General features: G+C 69.5%; 20 protein-coding genes and 1 pseudogene. 10 read left to right on the top strand and 11 right to left on the bottom strand.

All coding sequences use genetic code 11. From position 1 onward, the window contains the following. Positions 1-36: 36 nt before the first annotated feature. Positions 37-864 carry an SAM-dependent methyltransferase gene (locus tag ACWZEH_RS14620; RefSeq protein WP_456198740.1) on the bottom strand — a complete coding sequence of 276 codons (828 nt, stop codon included), beginning with the start codon at positions 862-864 and terminating at the stop codon, positions 37-39. 188 nt (positions 865-1052) lie between these two features. On the opposite strand from ACWZEH_RS14620, the gene ACWZEH_RS14615 reads away from it, so the two are divergent. Next, complete coding sequence (locus tag ACWZEH_RS14615) at positions 1053-1244, top strand: hypothetical protein (protein WP_456198738.1); 192 nt, start codon at positions 1053-1055, stop codon at positions 1242-1244. A 115-nt stretch (positions 1245-1359) separates the two neighbouring features. Here ACWZEH_RS14615 and ACWZEH_RS14610 read toward each other — a convergent pair whose 3' ends face one another. Continuing rightward, a complete protein-coding gene (locus tag ACWZEH_RS14610) occupies positions 1360-2409 on the bottom strand; it encodes a sodium:calcium antiporter (RefSeq protein ID WP_456198736.1) in 1050 nt (349 codons plus the stop codon). Positions 2410-3146: 737 nt separating this feature from the next. On the opposite strand from ACWZEH_RS14610, the gene ACWZEH_RS14605 reads away from it, so the two are divergent. Beyond that, positions 3147-3485: a MerR family transcriptional regulator gene (locus ACWZEH_RS14605; protein WP_456198735.1), complete on the top strand. Its 339-nt coding sequence runs from the start codon at positions 3147-3149 to the stop codon at positions 3483-3485. A gap of 284 nt (positions 3486-3769) precedes the next feature. Here the strand turns inward: ACWZEH_RS14605 and ACWZEH_RS14600 are convergent, their stop codons facing one another. The 7 genes and pseudogenes from ACWZEH_RS14600 to ACWZEH_RS14570 form a co-directional block, all read right to left on the bottom strand. After that, a complete protein-coding gene (locus ACWZEH_RS14600) occupies positions 3770-4084 on the bottom strand; it encodes an SCO5918 family protein (protein ID WP_456198734.1) in 315 nt (104 codons plus the stop codon). 52 nt (positions 4085-4136) lie between these two features. Beyond that, positions 4137-4433 (bottom strand): CBS domain-containing protein, encoded by a 297-nt coding sequence (locus ACWZEH_RS14595; RefSeq protein ID WP_456198732.1) that lies wholly within the window; start codon positions 4431-4433, stop codon positions 4137-4139. Positions 4434-4479: 46 nt separating this feature from the next. After that, entirely contained in the window at positions 4480-5970 is a 1491-nt protein-coding gene (locus ACWZEH_RS14590) for a DEAD/DEAH box helicase (protein ID WP_456198730.1), read from the bottom strand. Positions 5971-6250: 280 nt separating this feature from the next. Then, positions 6251-6454 (bottom strand): cold-shock protein, encoded by a 204-nt coding sequence (locus ACWZEH_RS14585; protein ID WP_004986771.1) that lies wholly within the window; start codon positions 6452-6454, stop codon positions 6251-6253. Between the two features lie 572 nt (positions 6455-7026). Beyond that, positions 7027-7254, bottom strand: a complete 228-nt coding sequence (locus ACWZEH_RS14580; protein WP_456198729.1) for a DUF5133 domain-containing protein — start codon at positions 7252-7254, stop codon at positions 7027-7029. A 190-nt stretch (positions 7255-7444) separates the two neighbouring features. Continuing rightward, positions 7445-7591, bottom strand: a pseudogene (locus ACWZEH_RS14575) (NAD(P)H-binding protein); the annotation flags it as partial. Between the two features lie 64 nt (positions 7592-7655). Beyond that, positions 7656-7862 carry a hypothetical protein gene (locus ACWZEH_RS14570; RefSeq protein ID WP_456198728.1) on the bottom strand — a complete coding sequence of 69 codons (207 nt, stop codon included), beginning with the start codon at positions 7860-7862 and terminating at the stop codon, positions 7656-7658. Positions 7863-8186: 324 nt separating this feature from the next. Here ACWZEH_RS14570 and kdpF point away from each other — a divergent pair, with 324 nt between their 5' ends. From kdpF to ACWZEH_RS14530, 8 genes are all read left to right on the top strand, one after another. Continuing rightward, positions 8187-8276: a K(+)-transporting ATPase subunit F gene (kdpF, locus tag ACWZEH_RS14565; protein WP_361291816.1), complete on the top strand. Its 90-nt coding sequence runs from the start codon at positions 8187-8189 to the stop codon at positions 8274-8276. A 7-nt stretch (positions 8277-8283) separates the two neighbouring features. Then, positions 8284-9987 carry a potassium-transporting ATPase subunit KdpA gene (gene kdpA / locus ACWZEH_RS14560; protein ID WP_456198727.1) on the top strand — a complete coding sequence of 568 codons (1704 nt, stop codon included), beginning with the start codon at positions 8284-8286 and terminating at the stop codon, positions 9985-9987. Then, on the top strand, positions 9984-12116 hold the full coding sequence (gene kdpB, locus ACWZEH_RS14555; RefSeq protein ID WP_456198726.1) for a potassium-transporting ATPase subunit KdpB: 2133 nt from the start codon (positions 9984-9986) through the stop codon (positions 12114-12116). The genes kdpA and kdpB overlap by 4 nt, the downstream gene beginning before the upstream one ends. A 5-nt stretch (positions 12117-12121) precedes the next feature. Beyond that, positions 12122-12793 (top strand): potassium-transporting ATPase subunit C, encoded by a 672-nt coding sequence (locus ACWZEH_RS14550; protein WP_456198724.1) that lies wholly within the window; start codon positions 12122-12124, stop codon positions 12791-12793. A gap of 173 nt (positions 12794-12966) precedes the next feature. Beyond that, positions 12967-13650, top strand: a complete 684-nt coding sequence (locus ACWZEH_RS14545; RefSeq protein ID WP_456198722.1) for a response regulator — start codon at positions 12967-12969, stop codon at positions 13648-13650. Between the two features lie 63 nt (positions 13651-13713). Then, positions 13714-16263 (top strand): sensor histidine kinase, encoded by a 2550-nt coding sequence (locus ACWZEH_RS14540; RefSeq protein WP_456198720.1) that lies wholly within the window; start codon positions 13714-13716, stop codon positions 16261-16263. A gap of 235 nt (positions 16264-16498) precedes the next feature. Continuing rightward, complete coding sequence (locus ACWZEH_RS14535) at positions 16499-16894, top strand: hypothetical protein (protein WP_456198718.1); 396 nt, start codon at positions 16499-16501, stop codon at positions 16892-16894. 234 nt (positions 16895-17128) lie between these two features. Continuing rightward, positions 17129-18196, top strand: coding sequence for a right-handed parallel beta-helix repeat-containing protein (locus ACWZEH_RS14530; RefSeq protein WP_456198716.1), 1068 nt, complete (start codon positions 17129-17131; stop codon positions 18194-18196). An 89-nt stretch (positions 18197-18285) separates the two neighbouring features. On the opposite strand, the gene ACWZEH_RS14525 is transcribed toward ACWZEH_RS14530, so the two are convergent. Both ACWZEH_RS14525 and ACWZEH_RS14520 read right to left on the bottom strand, forming a co-directional pair. Next, positions 18286-19269 (bottom strand): polysaccharide deacetylase family protein, encoded by a 984-nt coding sequence (locus tag ACWZEH_RS14525; RefSeq protein ID WP_456198715.1) that lies wholly within the window; start codon positions 19267-19269, stop codon positions 18286-18288. Between the two features lie 38 nt (positions 19270-19307). Further along, positions 19308-20318, bottom strand: coding sequence for a glycoside hydrolase family 11 protein (locus ACWZEH_RS14520; protein WP_456198713.1), 1011 nt, complete (start codon positions 20316-20318; stop codon positions 19308-19310). Between the last annotated feature and the right edge of the window lie 72 nt (positions 20319-20390).

Genomic DNA, 20390 nt, shown 5'->3' with positions numbered 1-20390 from the left:
TATGGCTTCCCGCCCTCCCGTCGGCCGGCCGGGCCCCTACGGCTTGCGGGCCACTCCGCCGTAGGCGTCCACGGTCTTCCCGTCGTCCTCGCCCGGTGCACCGGCCTCGGGCCGCCATTCCGGGACCCGTACGACGCCCGGTTCGACCAGCTCGAGGCCGTCGAAGAACCCGGTGATCTCCTCGACCTCACGCACGTAGTACGGCACGGCGCCGCTCGAGTTGTACGCGTTCGACGCGGCGATCATGCCCTCGCTCGTCGCCGTACTGTCGCTGATCACGAGGTAACTGCCCGAAGGGAGCCCCGCCATGAGCCGGCGCACCAGTTCACGCGCCTGCTTGTAATCGGCGACGTGGCCGAGCGTGTTGAGGATGATCAGGGCGACGGGCCGGGACAGGTCCAGCGTCCCGGCGGCGGCCCGCAGGACGGACTCGGGGTCGTGGAGATCGGCGTCCAGATAGTCGGTGCGGCCCTCGGGGGTACTGGTCAGCAGGGCGTTGGCGTGGGTCAGCACGATCGGGTCGTTGTCGACGTACACGATCCGCGCGTCCGGAGCGGCGCGCTGTGCCACCTGATGCGTGTTGTCGGCGGTCGGCAGGCCCGTACCGATGTCCAAAAACTGCCGTACTCCGTGCTCCCCGGCCAGATGGGTGACGGCCCGCCCGAGGAACCGCCGACTGGTGAGTGCCACGTCGACCAGCCCGGGGAAGATGCCCTTGATCTGGTCCCCGATCTCCCGGTCGACCTCGTAGTGGTCCTTGCCACCGACGAAGTAGTTCCAGAACCGCGCCGAGTGCGGCTTCGTCGTGTCGATACGGGCACGTGTCTCGAAACCGGCGCTGTCCTGAGTGGTGTCCTCCGACACGGCTGAGCCTCCTGTGGTGAGCGTGACCAGTTGGTCCAACCTAGGCGAACTCGTGCAGGAATCCCCATGGTTGCCGGCACGCGGCAGCGGAAGCCTCTTCTTCCAGCCACCAGGGAGCGTTCAGGACGGTTTGGGTGGGTGTGGGGTCGCCGGCGGGGTCGGCTCACCCGTGGATCCGGTCCACCGGGATGTCGATCCGGCGGAAGCGCCGCGGGCGGCAGCACCGGAGGAACCGGTTCGACCGGTTCGTCGAAGGCGGCGGAAGTCCCGCCTCCACCGGCACGACCGTACTGACCCTCGCCGCCGTCGCGGCCGCACTCCTCGCGGCCGGCTGGACGGCCTACCGCAGAGGCCGCGCGGCAAGCTCCCCAGCCGCGTGACCCGGGCCGGGGCGGTACGGGACCGGACGGCGGGCGTTTCCACGTAAGGAAGTCCGAAGACCTCACGCCGGGAAGCACCCCGGCCACTGCTCCCGGCCGAGCCGTCGTGCCGTGTCTAGAAGGCGAGGACGGCGACAATGCCGAAGTAGACGGACAGGAGCAGGACACCGTCGAACCCCACGCGCAGCCAGTTGGTCCTCTGACGGACGACCAGGCCGCTGAGGAGGACGGCTGTCATCACCAGTGAGCCGCTGGTGAGGAACAGTTCCTGCGGGGCGGCGGCGTGGAAGAGCGATCCTCCTCCGTAGGCGATGTCGCCCACGACCAGGTTGAGCGCGTCGAGGCAGTTGCCGCCGATGATGGCGGCGATGGCCAGGGTCACGGCCCCGCGGCGTACTGCGGCGATGGACGTGACCGTCTCCGGCAGCGCGTTGACCACCCCCATGAAGACCGCGCCTACGAGACCCGCACTCAGACCGGTGTGCTCCATGATGCTTTCCGCGGCATGGGCCACGGCCCACCCGCTGACCGCGACGAGCACCGCGGCGGCAGCGAACTCCGTCCACAACCGCCGGGTGCTGTGGGAGGTCACGGCCTCGTCGTCGTCGGCATCGCTGTCGGGGACGTCCGCCAGCGTGTCCGTGGTGCGCACGGCTCGCCACATGGGAGACCCCTGTCCGCGTATGAGCCGTAGACCGCCCCAGTACAGAGCCACCATGGCGACGGACGCGGGGTGGACCCCCAGCACGGTCACGTCCGGACTGAACGTGGCCATCAACGCGATGCCCAGCAGCACGATGAGCAGGCAGCCGAACATCATGTTCTGCAACGAGGCGGCAGCGTGCTCCAGGTTGGCCTCCCGGTGGAACGCGTCGGCCACCGCGATCGCCACGGTCTGCGCGGCGATGCCGCCGACAGCGTTGCTGTACGCGAGCTGGGGTTGGTCCGAGGCCGCGCTGACCCCCGTCATCACGATCCCGGACATCGAGGTGACCAGCCCGAACAGTACGGCGCCGAAGAACGCCTCGCCCCACCCAGTCCGGTCGGCCAGTACGTCGCCCACACTCGCGAGCCGGACACTGCACACCACGGTGACGCTCGTGGCCAGGGCGAAGACGGCGATGCTCCAGCCCAATGGCCACAGCTCGTTCAGGAATGCGGGCACGGTTACCTTTCACACGGTCCGGGGGCGGCAGAGTTGACCAGTTACCCCGGCCCTCCTCCCTTCATGTGCATGCCGCGGGACGCGAACCCGCGCCACCCGCTTCGGGCGAGAGGAGCGTCACGCGGCGCAGCCGGGCACCGCCCGTTCCCGCCCCGGCCGAAGCCGGGCGGCTGCGGCTGAGGGGCGCCGGTGGAGAACCTTTCACTCGCACGGGCTGAAATCTGTTGTGGCTGATGTAGACATGCGGCCATGGAGGAGTTAATGTCTCTGTTGTAGCCAGGAAGTCGGTGAGGCGCGGCAGACACGAACTGTCCGCATGAAGAACAGAGGTAATGGCACGGCGGTGGAGTGGCGGGGCCGGAGTCCGATTCGGGGCCCCCTCGCTGACCGCCGGGCCCGGTGGCCGCACCAGGGCCACCGGCAGTACCGGCAGTACGCAGGATCCGCAGTACCAGGCAGTACCAAGAGGTCAGTCAGAAGGAAGAAAGAAGGAGGGCGACGCCATCAGGATCGCCCGGGCGAGAACGGTTCGCCCGGGTACCGCAGGCCCCGGAACGGAAGGTGGTCCCACGGTCACGCATCCGCGATCCCCGCACTCTCCGCCCCCCGCCGGGGGCCGGTGCGGAAACAGAAGGCCGGTATGGCAAGAAGCCGGTCGATGGTGTTAGAAATCCCTCGGGGCCTTGGTGCCGTACGGCACCAAGGCCCCTTGACGCATTCCCCCATCAGAGGTGCAGATGACCGCAGACACACCGCTCGACCGGATCGACGACGACGACTACCCCGCTTACACCATGGGGCGAGCGGCGGAGATGCTCGGCACCACGCCCGCCTTTCTGCGGACCCTCGGTGAAGCCAGGCTGATCACGCCCCTGCGCTCCGAGGGCGGTCACCGCCGCTACTCCCGCTACCAGTTGCGTGTCGCCGCCCGCGCCCGCGAGATGGTCGACCAGGGCACGTCCATCGAGGCCGCGTGCCGCATCATCATCCTGGAAGACCAGCTCGAAGAGGCCCAGCGCATCAACGACGAACTGCGACGCGGTGGTGTGGGGGCCGGCCACAAGGCGGAGGCCTGACCCGCACCTCCACGGCGGGAGGTGGACCACCGGGTCCGCAACCGGCGGCCGGATCAGGCCGGGCGCCGCCGCCCGGCCCGGGACGGCAGCCCGAGGAGACGAAGGGCCCGGGCTGCCGGGCGGCCTGCGGACCGGCAGTCCCCCGGTGCGCGGGTGACCCGCAGGAGTGGTCCCGGGCAGGGCAGCCGCTCGACGGCTGACGGGACCGGAAAACGAGCCGGCACCGGGACAGCCACCGTTGTCCTGGTGGCTGTCCCGGTGCCGGCTCGCGTCCGTCCCGTCGGTCAGACGGGCAGGGGGGCGCCGAGCATCGCGGAAGCCCGCTGGAGCGGATCCACGCTCACGCTCCTCGCGGGCGCGGCCTGGGGGGCGGTGCGGCAGGTGAAGCCGAGCTGGGCCATGGCCCGCAGGACTTCACCGACGCTGAAATCGCGGCGGTCCTGGTGGGTGATGACCTGGCCGACCTGCTTGGCGGGGTAGTGACGGCGCCCGATGATCACGGAGTCGCCCACGACCGGCTCGGGCTTGACACCCTTCATCGATTCCAGCACGCCGTTCTTGGTGAGCTCGAACGGGAAGCGGGCGATGACACAACGCATGATGCCTCACAAGGAGAAGAAGGGGGAGAGAGAGCCGACCTGGTGAGGCGGTTCAGCGGGAGAGGGCGAGGACGCCCGGGGCGTTGCCGTGTTCGTCGGCCACGGGCCGGGTTCCGGGCCGGCGCCGCCGCACGGCGGTGAGCCGGGCCCGGGTGACCGGGCCGGTGCGCCGGCCGTCCTCGTCACGGACGAGGAGACGCCCCGTGCGGGCGGCGGCCATGACGGACAGCGCCACCTCGACGGTCGTGTCGTCCCGGACCTGAGGACCGGCCGCGTCCGCGGCGTCGCTCACCGTCCGGTGCACGGCGTTGGTGCGCGTGGGGCGGGACTGCGTCTGGACCAGCGTCAAGAGGTGCCTCCTGCGGAGATGGGTCGGCTTCCTGATCAGGACGGACCTAGGCTGCCGCGCCGGAGGCGGACTGCCGTGCGGGCACGCGCCGGGTGGCCGAGGCCGGGCGGCGCCGGCCGCGGGTGGCGCCGCGCTTGGGGCGTTCGACCACCGGCACGGTGATGACGACCGGGACGCCGGAGGGGGCCTGGGCGCCGGTGATGCGCTGCAGGGCCTCCGCGCCGGCGCGGACCTGGGTCGTCTGCGGGACGATGCCGGCCGTCGTCATGAGGCGGGTCATGGCGCGGCGCTGGTTCGGGGTGACCAGGGTGACCACGCTGCCGGACTCCCCGGCGCGGGCGGTGCGGCCGCCGCGGTGGAGGTAGTCCTTGTGGTCGGTCGGGGGATCGACGTTGACGACGAGGTCGAGGCTGTCGACGTGGATGCCGCGCGCGGCGACGTTGGTCGCCACCAGCACGTTGACGTGCCCGTCCTTGAACTGCTTCAGCGTACGGGTGCGCTGCGGCTGCGACTTGCCCCCGTGCAGGGCGGCGGCCCGTACCCCGCTGTTCAGGAGGTGCTCGGTCAGGCGGTCGACGGCGTGCTTGGTGTCCAGGAACATGAGCACGCGGCCGTCGCGTGCGGCGATCTCGGTGGTGGCCGCGTGCTTGTCGGCGCCATGGACGTGGAGCACGTGGTGCTCCATCGTCGTGACCGCGCCGGCCGACGGATCGACGGAGTGCACGACGGGGTCGCTCAGGTAGCGGCGCACGAGCAGATCGACGTTGCGGTCGAGCGTGGCGGAGAACAGCATGCGCTGGCCCTCGGGGCGGACCTGGTCGAGCAGGGCCGTGACCTGCGGCATGAAGCCCATGTCGGCCATCTGGTCCGCCTCGTCGAGGACGGTGACGGAAACCTGGTCCAGCCGGCAGTCGCCGCGGTCGATGAGGTCCTTGAGACGTCCGGGGGTGGCGACGACGACCTCGGCACCACCGCGCAGCGCGTGGGCCTGCCTGCCGATCGGCATGCCTCCCACGACCGTGGCCAGGCGCAGCCTCACGGAGCGGGCGTACGGCGTGAGCGCGTCGGTGACCTGCTGCGCCAGCTCACGCGTCGGTACGAGGACCAGACCCAGCGGCTGCCGGGCCTCGGCGCGCCGGCCGGCCGTACGGGCCAGCAGGGCCAGCCCGAAGGCGAGGGTCTTGCCGGAACCGGTGCGCCCCCGGCCGAGGACGTCACGGCCGGCGAGGGAGTTCGGCAGCGTCGCGGCCTGGATCGGGAACGGTACGCTCACGCCCTCCGCGCCGAGCGCGGCCAGCAGCGCCGCGGGCATGTCGAGGTCGGCGAAGCCCGCCACGGCGGGAAGCGCCGGGGTGATCGTCCGGGGGAGAGCGAACTCACCCGACACCGCGGAGGGCCGACGGCTGTGACCGCCGGAGCGGACCGGCCCGCCGGAGCGGACCGGGGCCGATGAGCCGAACCGGTTGCCGCTCCTCCCCGAATCGGCGCCGCCCGTACGGGTGCGGGAGAATCGGTCGTTCGTGCGTGTGCGGTTCATGGGGGACCTTCCTCGATACGGCACATATCAAGGAATTCCCGCAGCGATGAGCGGCATGGAGAATTGCAAGAACAGGCCGGATGGAATGAAAAAATGAATCAATCGTGCGCTGCGAAACAGCCGCGGGGCCGTGTTCTGGTACCCCTCAAAAGGTGATCCGTATGCGCAGGTCTGCGATTCCTCGCAGTTGTCCCGCAGGCGAAAACACTGCGGGAAGTGCATACAGCTGGGGCCCGCACCCCGAAGGATGCGGGCCCCAGCTGTACGGTGTGCGCCGGTGTCAGGCGGGAACGATGTTCTCCGCCGTCGGGCCCTTCTGGCCCTGCGCGATGTCGAAGCTCACCTTCTGGCCTTCGAGCAGCTCGCGGAATCCCTGGGCGGCGATGTTCGAGTAGTGGGCGAACACGTCAGCGCCGCCGCCGTCCTGCTCGATGAAGCCGAAGCCCTTTTCCGCGTTGAACCACTTCACAGTGCCAGTAGCCATGTCTTATCTCCTTCGGGAGCAGTGAATCGGTGCCCGCACTGTGCGGACGCCGTGTCGCCGCGATGATCAACCCGCCGGAACAAAGACCGGTGCCAAAAAACACTTCCAGTGGCGCAGAAGCCGACTGAGGAGAATTTGGAATTTCGGGAACCACGACTGCAACTGAGAACGACAGTAGCACGATGTGGCGGCCGATGTGCGTCGGTCAATTCCGCTCTGTTCGTTACTGCAGGGAAACTGCCCACGCGGTTCCGTAAAACTCTCACTCCGCGGATGCAGATATAATGTTGTCCAGACCTCGCCGCCCCGCGAATCCCCGGTTCCGGCCGCGAGGACGACGATCCGGACCGGTGAAGGCGGACAGCGGTACAGCCGCGGGACAGGTCCTGGAGGCCGTCGACCGGACTTCCGGTCGACGGCCCGGCCCCCTCTCGAGCGATCAACTCGCAACCGTTACCGAGGTGTTCCTGGGATCCGCATGATCACCAGGCGGATCACTGCCCTCCGGACCGCGTCCACGGGCGAATTTCGGCGACAGGGCTACCGGTCCGGCGGGTGCGAAGCGGGAGCAGTCAGGTGGCGACGAGAGAGCCGTCGGCGGTACGGGCCTCGGGCAGCCTGCGGCGAGCGGCGATGAGGGCGGAGCCGATGTCACGGGTACCGGTGGACACGCACAGGGTGTAGGCGACGTCCTCCATGCGCCGGCGTGCTTCCTCGCCACCGGTCTCGGCGTGCACCATGCGCAGCGTCTCGTACTGCTCGATCAGGTTTTCCAGCACGTCCGGGTGTGCCATGAGCATCGGAGGTTTCCCTTCTACCGTCACCCGCATGAGTCATACACGGACCCGTTTGCCCCGGGCTCCGGCCGCTATTCCCCCCATGTTCCGGGCGAGCGGTCGGAGCGCAGGAGACCGGAGAGGGGCAGCCGGAGGCCAGGGCCCGGAGCAGCTCGCCCACCTTCGGACCGGGCAGGGAACGGGCGACGTCGGCCCGGACCACACGCAGGTTTCCAAAGGCAGGCACCTCGGCCTGTTCCGGCCGGCGGGCCGGGGCTGTGACGTCGTGCCCGCGCTCCAGGGCGCGCGCGACCAGCAGGCGGCCGGTCTGTCCGGTGGAACCGAGTGCGGCGATCTCCACGATGATCTCCAGTCGGGGCGGCAGGGGGAAGGGCGGAGGAGAGGGGTGCGGTGCAGAGCGCCCGTCAGCCCGGGCCGGCTCGGGGCGGACCCGGACCGGGCGGTGCGGGCCGGCCCAGGTCGGACAGGACGTCGACGGCCCGGACGTGCAGGCCGGGAGCGGAGGCCAGGAGGTCCTTACCGGCCGGGCTCCACGGTTCTCCCCGGGTGTCGGTGACCGTGCCGCCGTCCTCGGAGACCAGCAGCGCGCCGGGCAGGAGGCCCGAGCGCATACACAGGCCCACACGGTGCGGCGCGAGACCGCCGCGGTGACCCGCCCGGTTGCGGTCCCGTCCGCCCCGATGTCATCGGCGGCTGCCGACGGTCGCAGAGGGCTTGCGGCCGGCCTTCCGTAAGAGACCCGCTAAGAACGTTCGGACCGCCGTACGGAAACCGTCAACGGTGGCCGAACCCGGCTGTACAGGAGCTTTTCTCTTCTTGTCAGATTCTCCTCTCGAACCTCACTAGGAGTTCGCGATGGCCGACGTGGCCTTCGTCGCCGTCACGATCGCGGTGTTCGCGCTCGTGGCTCTCGTCGCCAAGGGGGTGACGAAGCTGTGACCGTCGAGAACATCGTCGGCCTGGTCGTCGCCGTCGCCCTGCTGGGATACCTCGTCCTCGCCCTGATCCACCCGGAGAGGTTCTGAGCACCGCATGAGCCCCGTCCTCGCCGGCGTGCTCCAGATGCTCGCTCTCATGGCCGCGCTGGCGCTCGCCCACGTTCCCCTCGGCACCTACATGGCCAGGGTCTACTCCTCCGACAAGCACTGGCGCGTGGAGAAGTGGATCTACAAGGGCATCGGTGCCGACCCTGACACGGAGATGCGCTGGTCCGCCTATCTGCGCGGCGTGCTGGCCTTTTCCGCGACCGGTGTCCTCGTCCTCTACGCCCTCCAGCGGCTCCAGGGCGTGCTGCCCGGCTCGCTGGGTTTCGCCTCGATCGATCCGGACCAGGCGTTCAACACCGCCGTCTCCTTCGTCACCAACACGAACTGGCAGTCGTACTCCGGCGAGCAGGCCATGGGCCACGTCGTGCAGACCGCCGGTCTGGCCGTGCAGAACTTCGTCTCCGCGGCGGTCGGGATCGCCGTCTGCATCGCCCTGGTGCGTGGATTCGCCCTCCCCCGAACTATCGGCCCCGCTCGAGCAGGGGGGACCCCCATGCGTAACGGCGCGGTGGGCAACTTCTGGGCCGACCTGGTGCGGGGTGTGGTCCGTGTCCTGGTGCCGCTCGCGGCCGTCGGCGCGGTCGTCCTCGTGGCCTGCGGGGCGATCCAGAACTTCTCCGGCATCCATGAGGTCGGCCGGTTCACGGGTGGCACACAGGAGTGGAACGGCGGCGCGGTCGCCTCGCAGGAGGCCATCAAGGAGCTCGGTACCAACGGCGGCGGCTACTTCAACGCCAACTCCGCCCACCCGTTCGAGAACCCCACCCCGTTCACGAACCTCTTCGAGATCTTCCTGATCCTTCTCGTCCCCTTCTCGCTGACCCGGACGTTCGGCCTCATGGTCGGCTCCGTCCGGCAGGGTTACGCGATCCTCGCGACCATGGTCACCATCTGGGTCGGTTTCACCGCCCTGATGATGTGGACCGAGTTCTCCCACCACGGCGCGGCACTCGAGCTTGCGGGCGGCGCGACGGAAGGCAAGGAGGTCCGCTTCGGTGTCGGTGCCTCCTCGATCTTCGCGGTGGCCACCACGCTGACCTCCACGGGGGCGGTGGACTCCTTCCACTCCTCTTTCACCGGCCTCGGCGGCGGTATCACGATGCTCGGCATGATGCTCGGAGAGATCGCGCCCGGCGGCGTCGGCTCCGGCCTCTACGGCATGCTCGTCATGGCGGTCATCGCGGTGTTCATCGCCGGCCTGATGGTCGGCCGCACCCCCGAGTACCTCGGCAGGAAGATCGGCACCCGTGAGATCAAGTTCGCCGCCTGCTACATCCTGATCACCCCGGCCCTGGTACTGACCTTCACCGCCGCGGCGATGGCGCTGTCCACTCCGGCGAACTCGATGACCAACAGCGGGGCGCACGGTTTCTCCGAGATCCTGTACGCCTACACCTCCGCCTCGAACAACAACGGCTCCGCCTTCGCCGGTCTGAACGCGGACACCCAGTGGTTCAACACCACGCTCGGCATCGCGATGCTGCTCGGCCGTTTCCTGCCGATGGTGTTCGTCCTGGCGCTGGCGGGATCCCTGGCGGAGCAGAAGCCGGTTCCGACCACCGCGGGTACCCTGCGCACCGAGAAACCCCTGTTCACCGGGCTGCTGGTGGGGGTGGTCCTGATCATCACCGGTCTGACCTACTTCCCGGCGCTTGCGCTGGGTCCCCTCGCGGAGGGACTGGCGTCATGACCACCGACACGCACCAGCACGAGGACCCGATGTCCACAACCACCCCGGCCCGGGCGCCGCACAACGACGCACCCACCGGTCCCACGTCCGGCCAGGGCCGTGTCGGCGCGGGCGTCTTCGACCCGAAGCAGCTGGTCAAGTCGCTGCCCGACGCCCTCCGCAAGCTCGACCCGCGGGTGATGGTGAAGTCGCCCGTCATGTTCGTGGTCCTGATCGGGTCCGTCCTGACGACGGTGTTCTCCTTCATGGACCCGGGCGACTGGTTCGGCTGGACGATCAGCGCCTGGCTCTGGCTGACCGTGGTCTTCGCCAACCTCGCGGAGGCCGTCGCCGAGGGCCGCGGCAAGGCGCAGGCCGACACCCTGCGCAGGGCCAAGACCGACACCGTCGCCCGCCGCCTCGTGGAAGGGCGCGAGGAGAGGGTGCCCGGCACCGGGCTGAGCATCGGCGACCTGGTCGTCTGCGAGACGGGCGACATCATCCCCGGGGACGGTGACGTCGTCGAGGGTGTCGCCTCCGTGGACGAGTCGGCGATCACCGGCGAGTCGGCTCCGGTCATCCGCGAGTCCGGCGGCGACCGCAGCGCCGTCACCGGCGGTACGAAGGTTCTCTCCGACCGCGTTGTCGTCCGGATCACCACGAAGCCCGGCGAGACCTTCATCGACCGGATGATCAGCCTGGTCGAGGGCGCCGCCCGGCAGAAGACGCCCAACGAGATCGCGCTGAACATCCTGCTCGTCTCGCTGACCGTCGTCTTCCTCCTCGCCTGCGCCACGCTGCCGCCGTTCGCGGACCACGCGGGCACGGAGCTGACGATGGTCGTCCTCGTCGCACTGCTGGTCTGCCTCATCCCGACGACGATCGGAGCCCTGCTGTCGGCGATCGGCATCGCGGGCATGGACCGGCTGGTGCAGCGCAACGTGCTGGCCACGTCGGGCCGCGCGGTCGAGGCCGCCGGCGACGTCTCCACGCTGCTGCTGGACAAGACCGGCACCATCACACTGGGCAACCGGCAGGCCGCCGAGTTCGTCCCGGCACGCGGTGTCACCGAGGCCGAGGTCGCGGACGCCGCCCAGCTGTCGTCGCTGGCCGACGAGACCCCGGAGGGCCGCTCCGTGGTCGTCCTCGCCAAGGAGAAGTACGGACTGCGCGAACGCCACCGGGGCGAACTCGTCGGTGCCGACTGGATCCGGTTCACCGCCCAGACCCGTATGTCGGGCGTCGACATCGACGGCCGCAAGGTGCGCAAGGGCGCGGCGGGTTCCGTGACCGCCTGGGTCGAGGAGCGTGGCGGCACGGTCGCCGTCGACGTCGGCGAGACCGCGGACCGCACCTCCGAGGCGGGCGGCACGCCGCTGCTGGTGGCCGTCGAAGACGACCGGGGCGCTCGCGTCCTGGGCGTCATCCACCTCAAGGACGTCGTCAAACACGGCATGCGCGAGCGGTTCGGGGAACTGCGCCGCATGGGCATCAAGACCGTCATGATCACGGGCGACAACCCGCTGACCGCCAGGGCGATCGCCGACGAGGCCGGCGTCGACGACTTCCTCGCCGAGGCCACCCCCGAGGACAAGATGGCCCTCATCAAGCACGAACAGGCCGGCGGCAGGCTGGTCGCGATGACCGGCGACGGCACCAACGACGCCCCCGCACTGGCCCAGGCGGACGTCGGCGTGGCGATGAACACCGGAACGTCGGCAGCCAAGGAGGCCGGCAACATGGTCGACCTCGACTCCAACCCGACCAAGCTCATCGAGATCGTGGAGATCGGCAAGCAGCTCCTCATCACCCGCGGCGCGCTCACGACGTTCTCCATCGCCAACGACGTCGCCAAGTACTTCGCGATCATCCCGGCCCTGTTCACCGCCGTCCACCCGGGCCTGGCCAAGCTCAACATCATGCACCTGTCGTCGCCCGATTCCGCGATCCTCTCGGCGGTGATCTTCAACGCGCTGATTATCGTCGCCCTGGTCCCGCTCGCGCTGAGGGGTGTGCGCTACCGGCCGATGAGCGCCGACCGGATGCTCCGCCGCAACCTCGCCGTCTACGGGCTCGGCGGGCTGATCGCCCCCTTCGCCGGCATCAAGATCATCGACCTGCTGGTCTCCCTCATCCCCGGAATCGGCTGATCTCCATGAACCACTCCGTATCGAACACCGCCCGGCTCCTCGGAGCGGGCCTGCGAGCCCTCCTCGTCCTGACCCTGGTCACCGGCATCGTCTATCCACTGGTGATCACCGGCATCGCCCAGGGGCTGTTCCCGGACAAGGCGAACGGCTCCGAGATCAAGGCGGACGGCAAGGTCGTCGGCTCGTCACTGATCGGGCAGTCGTACAACCTGCCACTGAAGGAGGGGCAGGAGACTCCAAAACCGGACCTGAAGTGGTTCCAGGGCCGTCCGGCCAACGGCCTCGGCACCAACAGCGTCAACACCCAGCACGAGCTCATCCTGTCCGGCGCGACCAACCGCTCCGCCGACAACGCAGAGCTGATCCAGTGGGTGAAGGAGGCCAAGGCCGCGGTCGTCGAGGACAATTCCGTGAGCGGTCACACCGTCAGGCCCTCCGACGTGCCCGCCGACGCGGTCACCTCCTCCGGCTCCGGCCTGGACCCGCACATCTCCCCGCAGTACGCGGACCTCCAGGTCCACCGGGTCGCGGAGCGGAACGGCCTGTCCGTCGCACAGGTCGACAAGCTCGTCGAGGAGCACACCCGGGGCCGTACCCTCGGCTTCCTCGGTGAACCCCGGGTCAACGTGCTCGAACTGAACATCGCGCTCAAGGAACTCGTGGCCGAGAGCCGATGACCAGGAGTCGTTGACCGAGAGCCGATGACCGAGAGCCGATGGCCAAGAGCTGACGGAACGGCGCGAAGGGCGGGAGCCGGCCTTCCGGAGTGTCCCCCGAGACCACCGGCTCCCACCGCTGTGAACCCCCGGCGGGCTGTTTCCCCCGTGCACGACAGGAAAGGCGTACACCGATGACCCGGGTGCTGGTCGTGGAGGACGACCCCCAGCTCGTACGCGCGCTCGTCATCACCATGCAGGCCCGCCACTACGGGGTCGACGCGGCCCCGGACGGTGCCACGGCCCTGCGCCTGGCGGCCGCGCGCCGGCCCGACGTGGTCGTCCTCGACCTCGGCCTGCCGGACATGGACGGCGTCGAGGTCGTCAGGGCGCTGCGCGGCTGGACCCGCGTACCGATCCTGGTGCTGTCCGCCCGCCAGGCCTCCGACGAGAAGGTCGCCGCGCTGGACGCGGGAGCCGACGACTACATCACCAAGCCGTTCAGCATGAACGAGCTGCTCGCCCGTCTGCGCGCCGCGGTCCGCCGCATGGAGACCGCGCCGGGCACACTCGAGGTTCCACTGGTCACGACGGACGACTTCACCGTCGACCTGGTCGCGAAGAAGGTCCGCCGGGATGACCGCGACATCCACCTGACTCCGACGGAGTGGCACCTGCTGGAGATCCTGGTGACCCACCCCGACCGTCTCGTCACGCGGAAACAGCTGCTGCACGAGGTCTGGGGCGTGACCCTGGAGAACAAGACCAACTATCTGCGGGTGTACATGGCCCAGCTGCGCCGCAAACTGGAGGCCGACCCCTCCCGCCCCCGTTACCTCATCACCGAACCCGGAATGGGCTACCGCTTCGAGGCGTGACCCCGGTACCGGCCGTCCCCCTCCGCACCACCCCTGCACCACCACGAGAGCAGAAACAAGACGATGGCACGCGGCAGACTCCGGATCTACCTCGGCGCGGCACCAGGCGTCGGCAAGACCTACGCCATGCTGGCCGAGGCGCATCGAAGGGTGGAACGCGGCACCGACTGCGTGGTCGGCCTCGTGGAGTCCCACGACAGGCCGCGCACACGGACGATGCTGCACGGCCTGGAAGAGGTGCCGCGCGGGTGCCTGGAGTACCGGGGGTCCACGTTCACGGAAATGGACCTGGACGCGGTGCTGACCCGCCGCCCCGGAGTCGTCCTCGTCGACGAGCTCGCCCACACCAACGTTCCGGGCTCCCGCAACACGAAGCGCTGGCAGGATGTGGAGGAACTGCTCGCGGCCGGAATCGACGTCATCTCCACGGTCAACATCCAGCACCTGGAGTCGCTCGGCGACATCGTCGAGTCCATCACGGGCGTACGCCAGCAGGAGACTGTGCCGGACGAGGTGGTGCGCCGGGCCGACCAGATCGAGCTGGTCGACATGTCACCCGAGGCCCTGCGCCGCCGGATGGCGCACGGCAACGTCTACAAGCCCGACAAGGTCGACGCGGCCCTGTCCAACTACTTCCGCCCCGGCAACCTCACCGCCCTGCGCGAGCTGGCCCTGCTCTGGGTGGCCGACCGGGTCGACGAGTACCTGCAGCAGTACCGCACCGAGCACGGGGTCCGCACGATCTGGGGCTCGCGCGAGCGGATCGTGGTCGGCCTGACCGGCGGGCCCGAGGGCCGGACGTTGATACGGCGGGCGGCACGCCTCGCGGAGAAGGGGGCCGGAGGCGAGGTGCTGGCGCTCTATGTGGCCCGCAGCGACGGACTGACCTCGGCCTCACCCAAGGAACTGGCCGTCCAGCGCACTCTGGTCGAGGATCTGGGCGGCACCTTCCACCATGTCGTCGGTGACGACATCCCGACCGCGCTCCTGGAGTTCGCCCGCGGGGCGAACGCCACGCAGATAGTGCTCGGAGCGTCCCGGCGCAAGGGCTGGCAGTACATACTCGGGCCCGGCGCGGGTGCCACCGTCGCCCGTGACTCCGGGCCGGACCTGGACGTCCACCTCATCACACACGACGAGGTGGGAAAGGGCCGCGGCCTCCCGGCCGCCCGAGGCGCGCGGCTCGGGCGGCCCCGCATCGTGGCCGGATGGCTGGCCGGCGCACTCGGCCCCGTCCTGTTGACCCTGCTGCTGAAAGCCGCTCTGCCCGATGTGGGCCTGGCCAACGACATGCTGTTGTTTCTCGCCCTCACGGTGGCGGCGGCACTGCTCGGCGGCCTGCTGCCCGCCCTGGCCTCCGCCGCGATGGGATCACTGCTGCTCAACTGGTACTTCGCGCCGCCGGTCCGGACCTTCGCCATCGCCGACCCCCGAAACATCGTCGCCCTCGCGGTCTTCGTGGGCGTCGCCGTGTCCGTGGCCTCGGTGGTGGACCTCGCGGCACGCCGTACCGACCAGGCGGCCCGGCTGCGCGCCGAGGCGGAGACCCTGTCCTTCCTCGCCGGCAGTGTGCTGCGCGGGGAGAGCAGCCTGGAGGCACTGCTGGAACGCGTGCGGGAGACCTTCGCCGTGGACTCCGTGGCGTTGCTGGAGAGGGAGAACGACAAGGCGCCGTGGACCTGCGCCGGCAGCGTCGGGGCCACCCCCGCCGTGGTACGGCCCGAGGACGCCGACGTGGACGTGCCGGTGGGCGACCACATGGCGCTCGCGATCTCCGGCCGGGTGCTGCCCGCCTCCGACCGCCGCGTCCTGGCCGCGTTCGCGGCGCAGGCCGCCGTCGTCCTGGACCGCCGGCGGCTTCAGTCCCAGGCCGACCAGGCCAGAGACCTGGCCGAGGGCAACCGCATCCGTACCGCTCTGCTCGCCGCGGTCAGCCACGACCTGCGCACTCCCCTCGCCGGGATCAAGGCATCCGTGTCGTCGCTGCGGTCGGACGACGTGGAATGGTCGCAGGAGGACCGAGCCGGGCTCCTGGAGGCGATAGAGGAGGGCGCCGACCGCCTCGACCACCTGGTCGGCAACCTGCTCGACATGTCCCGCCTGCAGACCGGAACCGTCACGCCGCTGATCCGTGAAGTGGACCTGGACGAGGTCGTTCCGCTGGCCCTGGGCGGGATCCCGGAACCGGAGTCGGTCGTCGTCCTGGACATCCCCGAGAGCCTTCCCATGGTGGCGACGGACAAGGGGCTGCTGGAGCGGGTGGTCGCCAACGTCGTGGAGAACGCCGTCAAATACAGTCCCGAGAACGAGCCGGTCCTGGTGACGGCCAGCACTCTCGCCGACCGGGTGGAACTGCGCGTGGTGGACCGGGGGCCGGGCGTTCCCGACGAGGTCAAGGAGCTCATCTTCTCCCCGTTCCAGCGCTACGGCGACGCCCCGCGGAGGGACGGAGTCGGCCTCGGCCTGGCGGTCGCCCGCGGTTTCGCCGAGGCCATGGGGAGCACCCTGCAGACCGAGGACACCCCCGGCGGTGGCCTCACCATGGTCCTCAGCCTCCCCGCCGCTGAGGGCCGCCCACCGGCTGTCCCCGGCCTTCCCGCTGCCACCGCGTAACGGGGCGAAGCCCGGTGGCTTGGGGTCGTCCAGTGGCAGGTGGCAGGTGGCAGGTGGCAAGCGGCGAGGTGCGTGATGAGTGATGCGTGATACGGCGCCGGGCGTAGTGGCGCGTTCACTTCTCCGGCCGTCGCGGGGGACGACCTTGGCCGTCCGTCAGGAAAGACCGAGGCCAGACCCGCGTCATCCGTCCACAACCTCCCGAGGCAGAACGACCAGAGGGCAGGATGGCCTCATGACAAAGCTGTCCGTCCAGTCGCTCCGCCGTGCCTCCTCCGGTTCGGTACTGTCGTTGTGGTCACAGGACTCCGTGTTGTCGATCGGCTCGGTCGGATCGGTGCTGTCCGTGGGGTCTGTCGGTTCGGCCCTGTCGGTCGGCTCCATCGGGAGTGCACTGTCGGTCGGCTCGATCGGTTCCTCCCTCTCGCTGATCTCGACCGGCTCGTGGCTGAGTACAGGATCGTTCTTCTCCGCGCAATCGCGTTGGTCGGTGCTGTCCTGGCGTTCCTCTCGCGGATTCTTGGCGGTGGGGGCGGTGGGGGCGGTGGGGGCGGTGGGGGCGGCGACCGGAGGCGCCCTGCTGCTGGCCCAGATGCTGCGCAAGGCCGAAACCGGCACTGGACAACCCTGATCGGGCCGACGAATCTCCGACGAGTGGCGCCCGGCTGGGCCGTACGGTGCCCTTCCACCTGATCAGCACCGTGCGGCACGACCTGCCATCCGGCTCGGGGCGGCTCCTGCCTCGCCCCTGTCCCGGCCCGGCGGCCGGGGGCCGAGCCGGGGAACGAGTCCGATCGGTGGCTTTCCATATCCATATGGTCGCCAAGAGTGGCGGCGCTGCGGGGTGGCCCATAACGTCGGGCTCATGAGGAAATACCAGGTCACAGGCCTCAGTTGCGCCATCGCGCCCCTCGTCGTCGGCATGGGCGCCCTCGCTCCCGCCGCCTTTGCCCGCAGCGGGCCCGAGCAAGTGGTCCATCCGGGCCAGTCCATCCAGGAGGCCGTTGACGCGGCCGCACCCGGAGCCACCATCGTCCTGACGCCGGGCACCTACCGCGGAAGCGTCACGATCACCAAGCCGCTGACCCTCCGGGGCGCGGACAAGCAGACCGTGATCGTGCCCGGAAAGGACGAGGAGGCACGGGGTGCGTGCGCGGAGGCGGGCAACGGCATCTGCGTCACCGGCACGGACGTACAACCCGTCACCGGGGTGCGGATCCGGGCACTGACCGTCGAAGGGTTCAAGAAGAGCGGCGTCCTGGCCACGCGCACCGACCGGCTGGAGGTCCACCGGGTGACCGCCCGGGACAACGGCCAGTGGGGCATCGCGCAGGATCGCTCCACCCGCGCCTCGTTCCGCCACAACACCGCGAGCGGCAACGGCGACGCCGGGCTGTACACCGCCAACGTGTTCGAGGCCGACGCGGAGAGCGAGACCCTCGACACCCGTGGCACGGTGATCAGCGGCAACCGCCTGACGGGCAACCGGATCGGCATGACCACCCGTCGGCTCAGGGACCTCACCGTCGAGCACAATGTCATCACCGAGAACTGCGCCGGTGTCTTCGTCGTGCTGCCGCGCACGGTGGGCGACCTGACCATCCGTCGCAACGCGGTCTACGAGAACAACACGTCCTGTCCCGCCACCGCACGCCTGCCCCACCTCCAGGGGGCCGGCATCGTCCTCGTCGGCACGGAGGAAGTGCTGGTGACGCAGAACGCGGTCCGCGACAACGTGGGCGACTCGCCGTATTCCGGCGGGATCGTCGTGTTCGGCAGCATGGACGGCGTCTCCAACGACCGGAACGTCGTCCGTGACAATTTCGTGCTGGGCAACCGACCGGCGGACCTGGCCACCCGCGACGACGAGGGCAAGGACAACAAGTTCATCAACAACATCTGCCTGACCTCCGAACCGGCGGGCGCGTGCTGACCGGTTGAGGCCGGCTGCAGGCCGGGCGGCGCGGCAGCACATGGCCGCCGCGCCGCAGGAACGGTGTCTCCCCGGGTGCTCTCGGGGGGTCAGTTCGTGCTGCAGGAGACCGTTGGCCAGGTGCGGTTGCCGTTGTGCTGGATGGTGGCGCCCCAGTTGTCGCCGTTGCCGTTGGGTTTGGCGGTCAGTACCTGGGAGCTGGGGTAGGTGGCGCTGACGTTCCAGGTGGAGAGGACCCTCGCGGGGGAGGGGACGTTCATCGTCGCGGTCCAGTCGCCGGAGCCGGTGACCGAGACGTTGAGGTTGTACCGGTCGCTCCACTGCTGGCCCGCGGACAGGGTCGCGCTGCATCCGCCGCTTCCGCCACCACCCCCGGAGCCACCGCCGTCGGGTGCCACGGCGCGGCCGGTCTGCGGCGAGATCATTCCGGCGCACAGGCCACGACTGGCCAGCCCCTGCGCGATCCGCGGAATCGCGGAGAGAGAGTTGGCGGACCAGTCGTGCATGAGCATGATCTGGCCGTTGGTGAGCCGGGCGGCGGCCTGCACGATCGCGTCGGTACCGGCGCCGTTCCAGTCCTGAGAGTCGACGTCCCAGATGATCTCGGTCAGACCGTACCTGGCCGCGACCGACTTCACCGTCGAGTTGGTCTCGCCGTACGGCGGACGGAACAGTTTCGGAGTGCCGCCGCCCGCGTTCGAGATGGCCTGCTGGGTCCGGGAGATCTCCGAGTCGATCTGAGCCTGGCTCTGCTGAGTCAGGTGCGGATGGGTGTAACTGTGGTTGCCGACCCACATGCCGGCATCGACCTGGGCCCGGACCTGCGCCGGGTTGGCCGCGGCGTACTGGCCCTGGTTGAACATCGTGGCCCGTAGCCCGTTCTGTTTGAGTGCGTTGAGCAGGTTCGGCGTACTGCCGGACGGCCCGTCGTCGAAGGTGAGCCCGACATATCCGTTGCAGGCCGCGGCCTGGGCCGGGACGGCGTCGACGGCGAGGGTGCTCGCGGCGGCCAGCGCGACGACGGTCAGCCGCGTGACCAGGGAGCGTATCGAGAGATGCGGTCCGGTTCTCATACGGAGTGGTCCTCCTCCAGCATCGTTGATTCGGGGGGTCAGTTCGTGCTGCAGGAGACCGTTGGCCAGGTGCGGTTGCCGTTGTGCTGGATGGTGGCGCCCCAGTTGTCGCCGTTGCCGTTGGGTTTGGCGGTCAGTACCTGGGAGCTGGGGTAGGTGGCGCTGACGTTCCAGGTGGAGAGGACCCTCGCGGGGGAGGGGACGTTCATCGTCGCGGTCCAGTCGCCGGAGCCGGTGACCGAGACGTTGAGGTTGTACCGGTCGCTCCACTGCTGGCCCGCGGACAGGGTCGCGCTGCATCCGCCGCTTCCGCCACCACCACCCGAACCGGTGCCTCCCACCGTGATGTTGGAGCTGCCGCTGCTCTGGTATCCCTCGGTCGCCATGATCATGTAGTGGTTGAAGGTGCCCAGGGGCATTCCGGCGCGGGTCCAGGCGTCGAAGTGGTTGCCGGTGGTGATGGTTCCGCCGGTCCGTTTCGACTGCCGGACGCTCCAGTACTGGTCGAAGGTGCGGGTGCCCTCGACGGACGGGGCGTTGTACCGCGTCGTCCTGTAGATGTCGTACGTACCACCGTCACTGGTGACGGTGCCCATGAACGTTCCCGTGGGCCGGTAGGTGCCCCAGTTGTCGACGATGTAGTACTCGACGAGCGGGTTCGACGTCCATCCGTAGAGCGTCAGGTAGGCGTTGCCGGACGGATTGAAGGTGCCCGAGTAGGTCACGGCCCTGCGTCCGCCGTTGGCCCACCCCTTGCCGGCGACGAAGTTTCCGGTGTTGCGCCAGGAGGTGCTGTAGTTGCCACCGGAGCTCAGGGTCATGGAGACCGTGCCGGGTGCGTCGGTCCAGAACGAGTAGTGGTAGCCGTTGTCGGTGCCGGTCTGGTTCGTGGTGACGACCGTGTCGGCGTGGGCGGTGCCGGGCAGGGCGACCGAGGCCACGGCGACCAGCACCGTGGTGCAGAAACCGCTGATGAGCAGCCTGAAGCGGCTGAGCCGCCCGAAGCGGCCGCTTCCGCGGCTCGCGTGGTGTGCGGGTACGTCGTTCATGTGCGTGCTTCCTCCTCGTCCTCGTGAGGCCGGTGGGGTCGGGCAGCGTGAGACGACCCTGCGGAGCAGGTG

The organism is Streptomyces yamdrokensis (assembly GCF_053890455.1).
This window is presented reverse-complemented; position numbering and strand designations above follow the sequence as displayed.

Coding starts and splice junctions, on each gene's coding strand:
- ACWZEH_RS14615 (WP_456198738.1), top strand. CDS start 1,053: ATGTCGATCCGGCGGAAGCGCCGCGGGCGGCAGCACCGGAGGAACCGG.
- ACWZEH_RS14605 (WP_456198735.1), top strand. CDS start 3,147: ATGACCGCAGACACACCGCTCGACCGGATCGACGACGACGACTACCCC.
- ACWZEH_RS14600 (WP_456198734.1), bottom strand. CDS start 4,084: ATGCGTTGTGTCATCGCCCGCTTCCCGTTCGAGCTCACCAAGAACGGC.
- ACWZEH_RS14590 (WP_456198730.1), bottom strand. CDS start 5,970: ATGAACCGCACACGCACGAACGACCGATTCTCCCGCACCCGTACGGGC.
- ACWZEH_RS14585 (WP_004986771.1), bottom strand. CDS start 6,454: ATGGCTACTGGCACTGTGAAGTGGTTCAACGCGGAAAAGGGCTTCGGC.
- ACWZEH_RS14580 (WP_456198729.1), bottom strand. CDS start 7,254: ATGCTCATGGCACACCCGGACGTGCTGGAAAACCTGATCGAGCAGTAC.
- ACWZEH_RS14570 (WP_456198728.1), bottom strand. CDS start 7,862: ATGCGCTCGGGCCTCCTGCCCGGCGCGCTGCTGGTCTCCGAGGACGGC.
- kdpA (WP_456198727.1), top strand. CDS start 8,284: ATGAGCCCCGTCCTCGCCGGCGTGCTCCAGATGCTCGCTCTCATGGCC.
- kdpB (WP_456198726.1), top strand. CDS start 9,984: ATGACCACCGACACGCACCAGCACGAGGACCCGATGTCCACAACCACC.
- ACWZEH_RS14550 (WP_456198724.1), top strand. CDS start 12,122: ATGAACCACTCCGTATCGAACACCGCCCGGCTCCTCGGAGCGGGCCTG.
- ACWZEH_RS14545 (WP_456198722.1), top strand. CDS start 12,967: ATGACCCGGGTGCTGGTCGTGGAGGACGACCCCCAGCTCGTACGCGCG.
- ACWZEH_RS14540 (WP_456198720.1), top strand. CDS start 13,714: ATGGCACGCGGCAGACTCCGGATCTACCTCGGCGCGGCACCAGGCGTC.
- ACWZEH_RS14535 (WP_456198718.1), top strand. CDS start 16,499: ATGACAAAGCTGTCCGTCCAGTCGCTCCGCCGTGCCTCCTCCGGTTCG.
- ACWZEH_RS14530 (WP_456198716.1), top strand. CDS start 17,129: ATGAGGAAATACCAGGTCACAGGCCTCAGTTGCGCCATCGCGCCCCTC.
- ACWZEH_RS14525 (WP_456198715.1), bottom strand. CDS start 19,269: ATGAGAACCGGACCGCATCTCTCGATACGCTCCCTGGTCACGCGGCTG.
- ACWZEH_RS14520 (WP_456198713.1), bottom strand. CDS start 20,318: ATGAACGACGTACCCGCACACCACGCGAGCCGCGGAAGCGGCCGCTTC.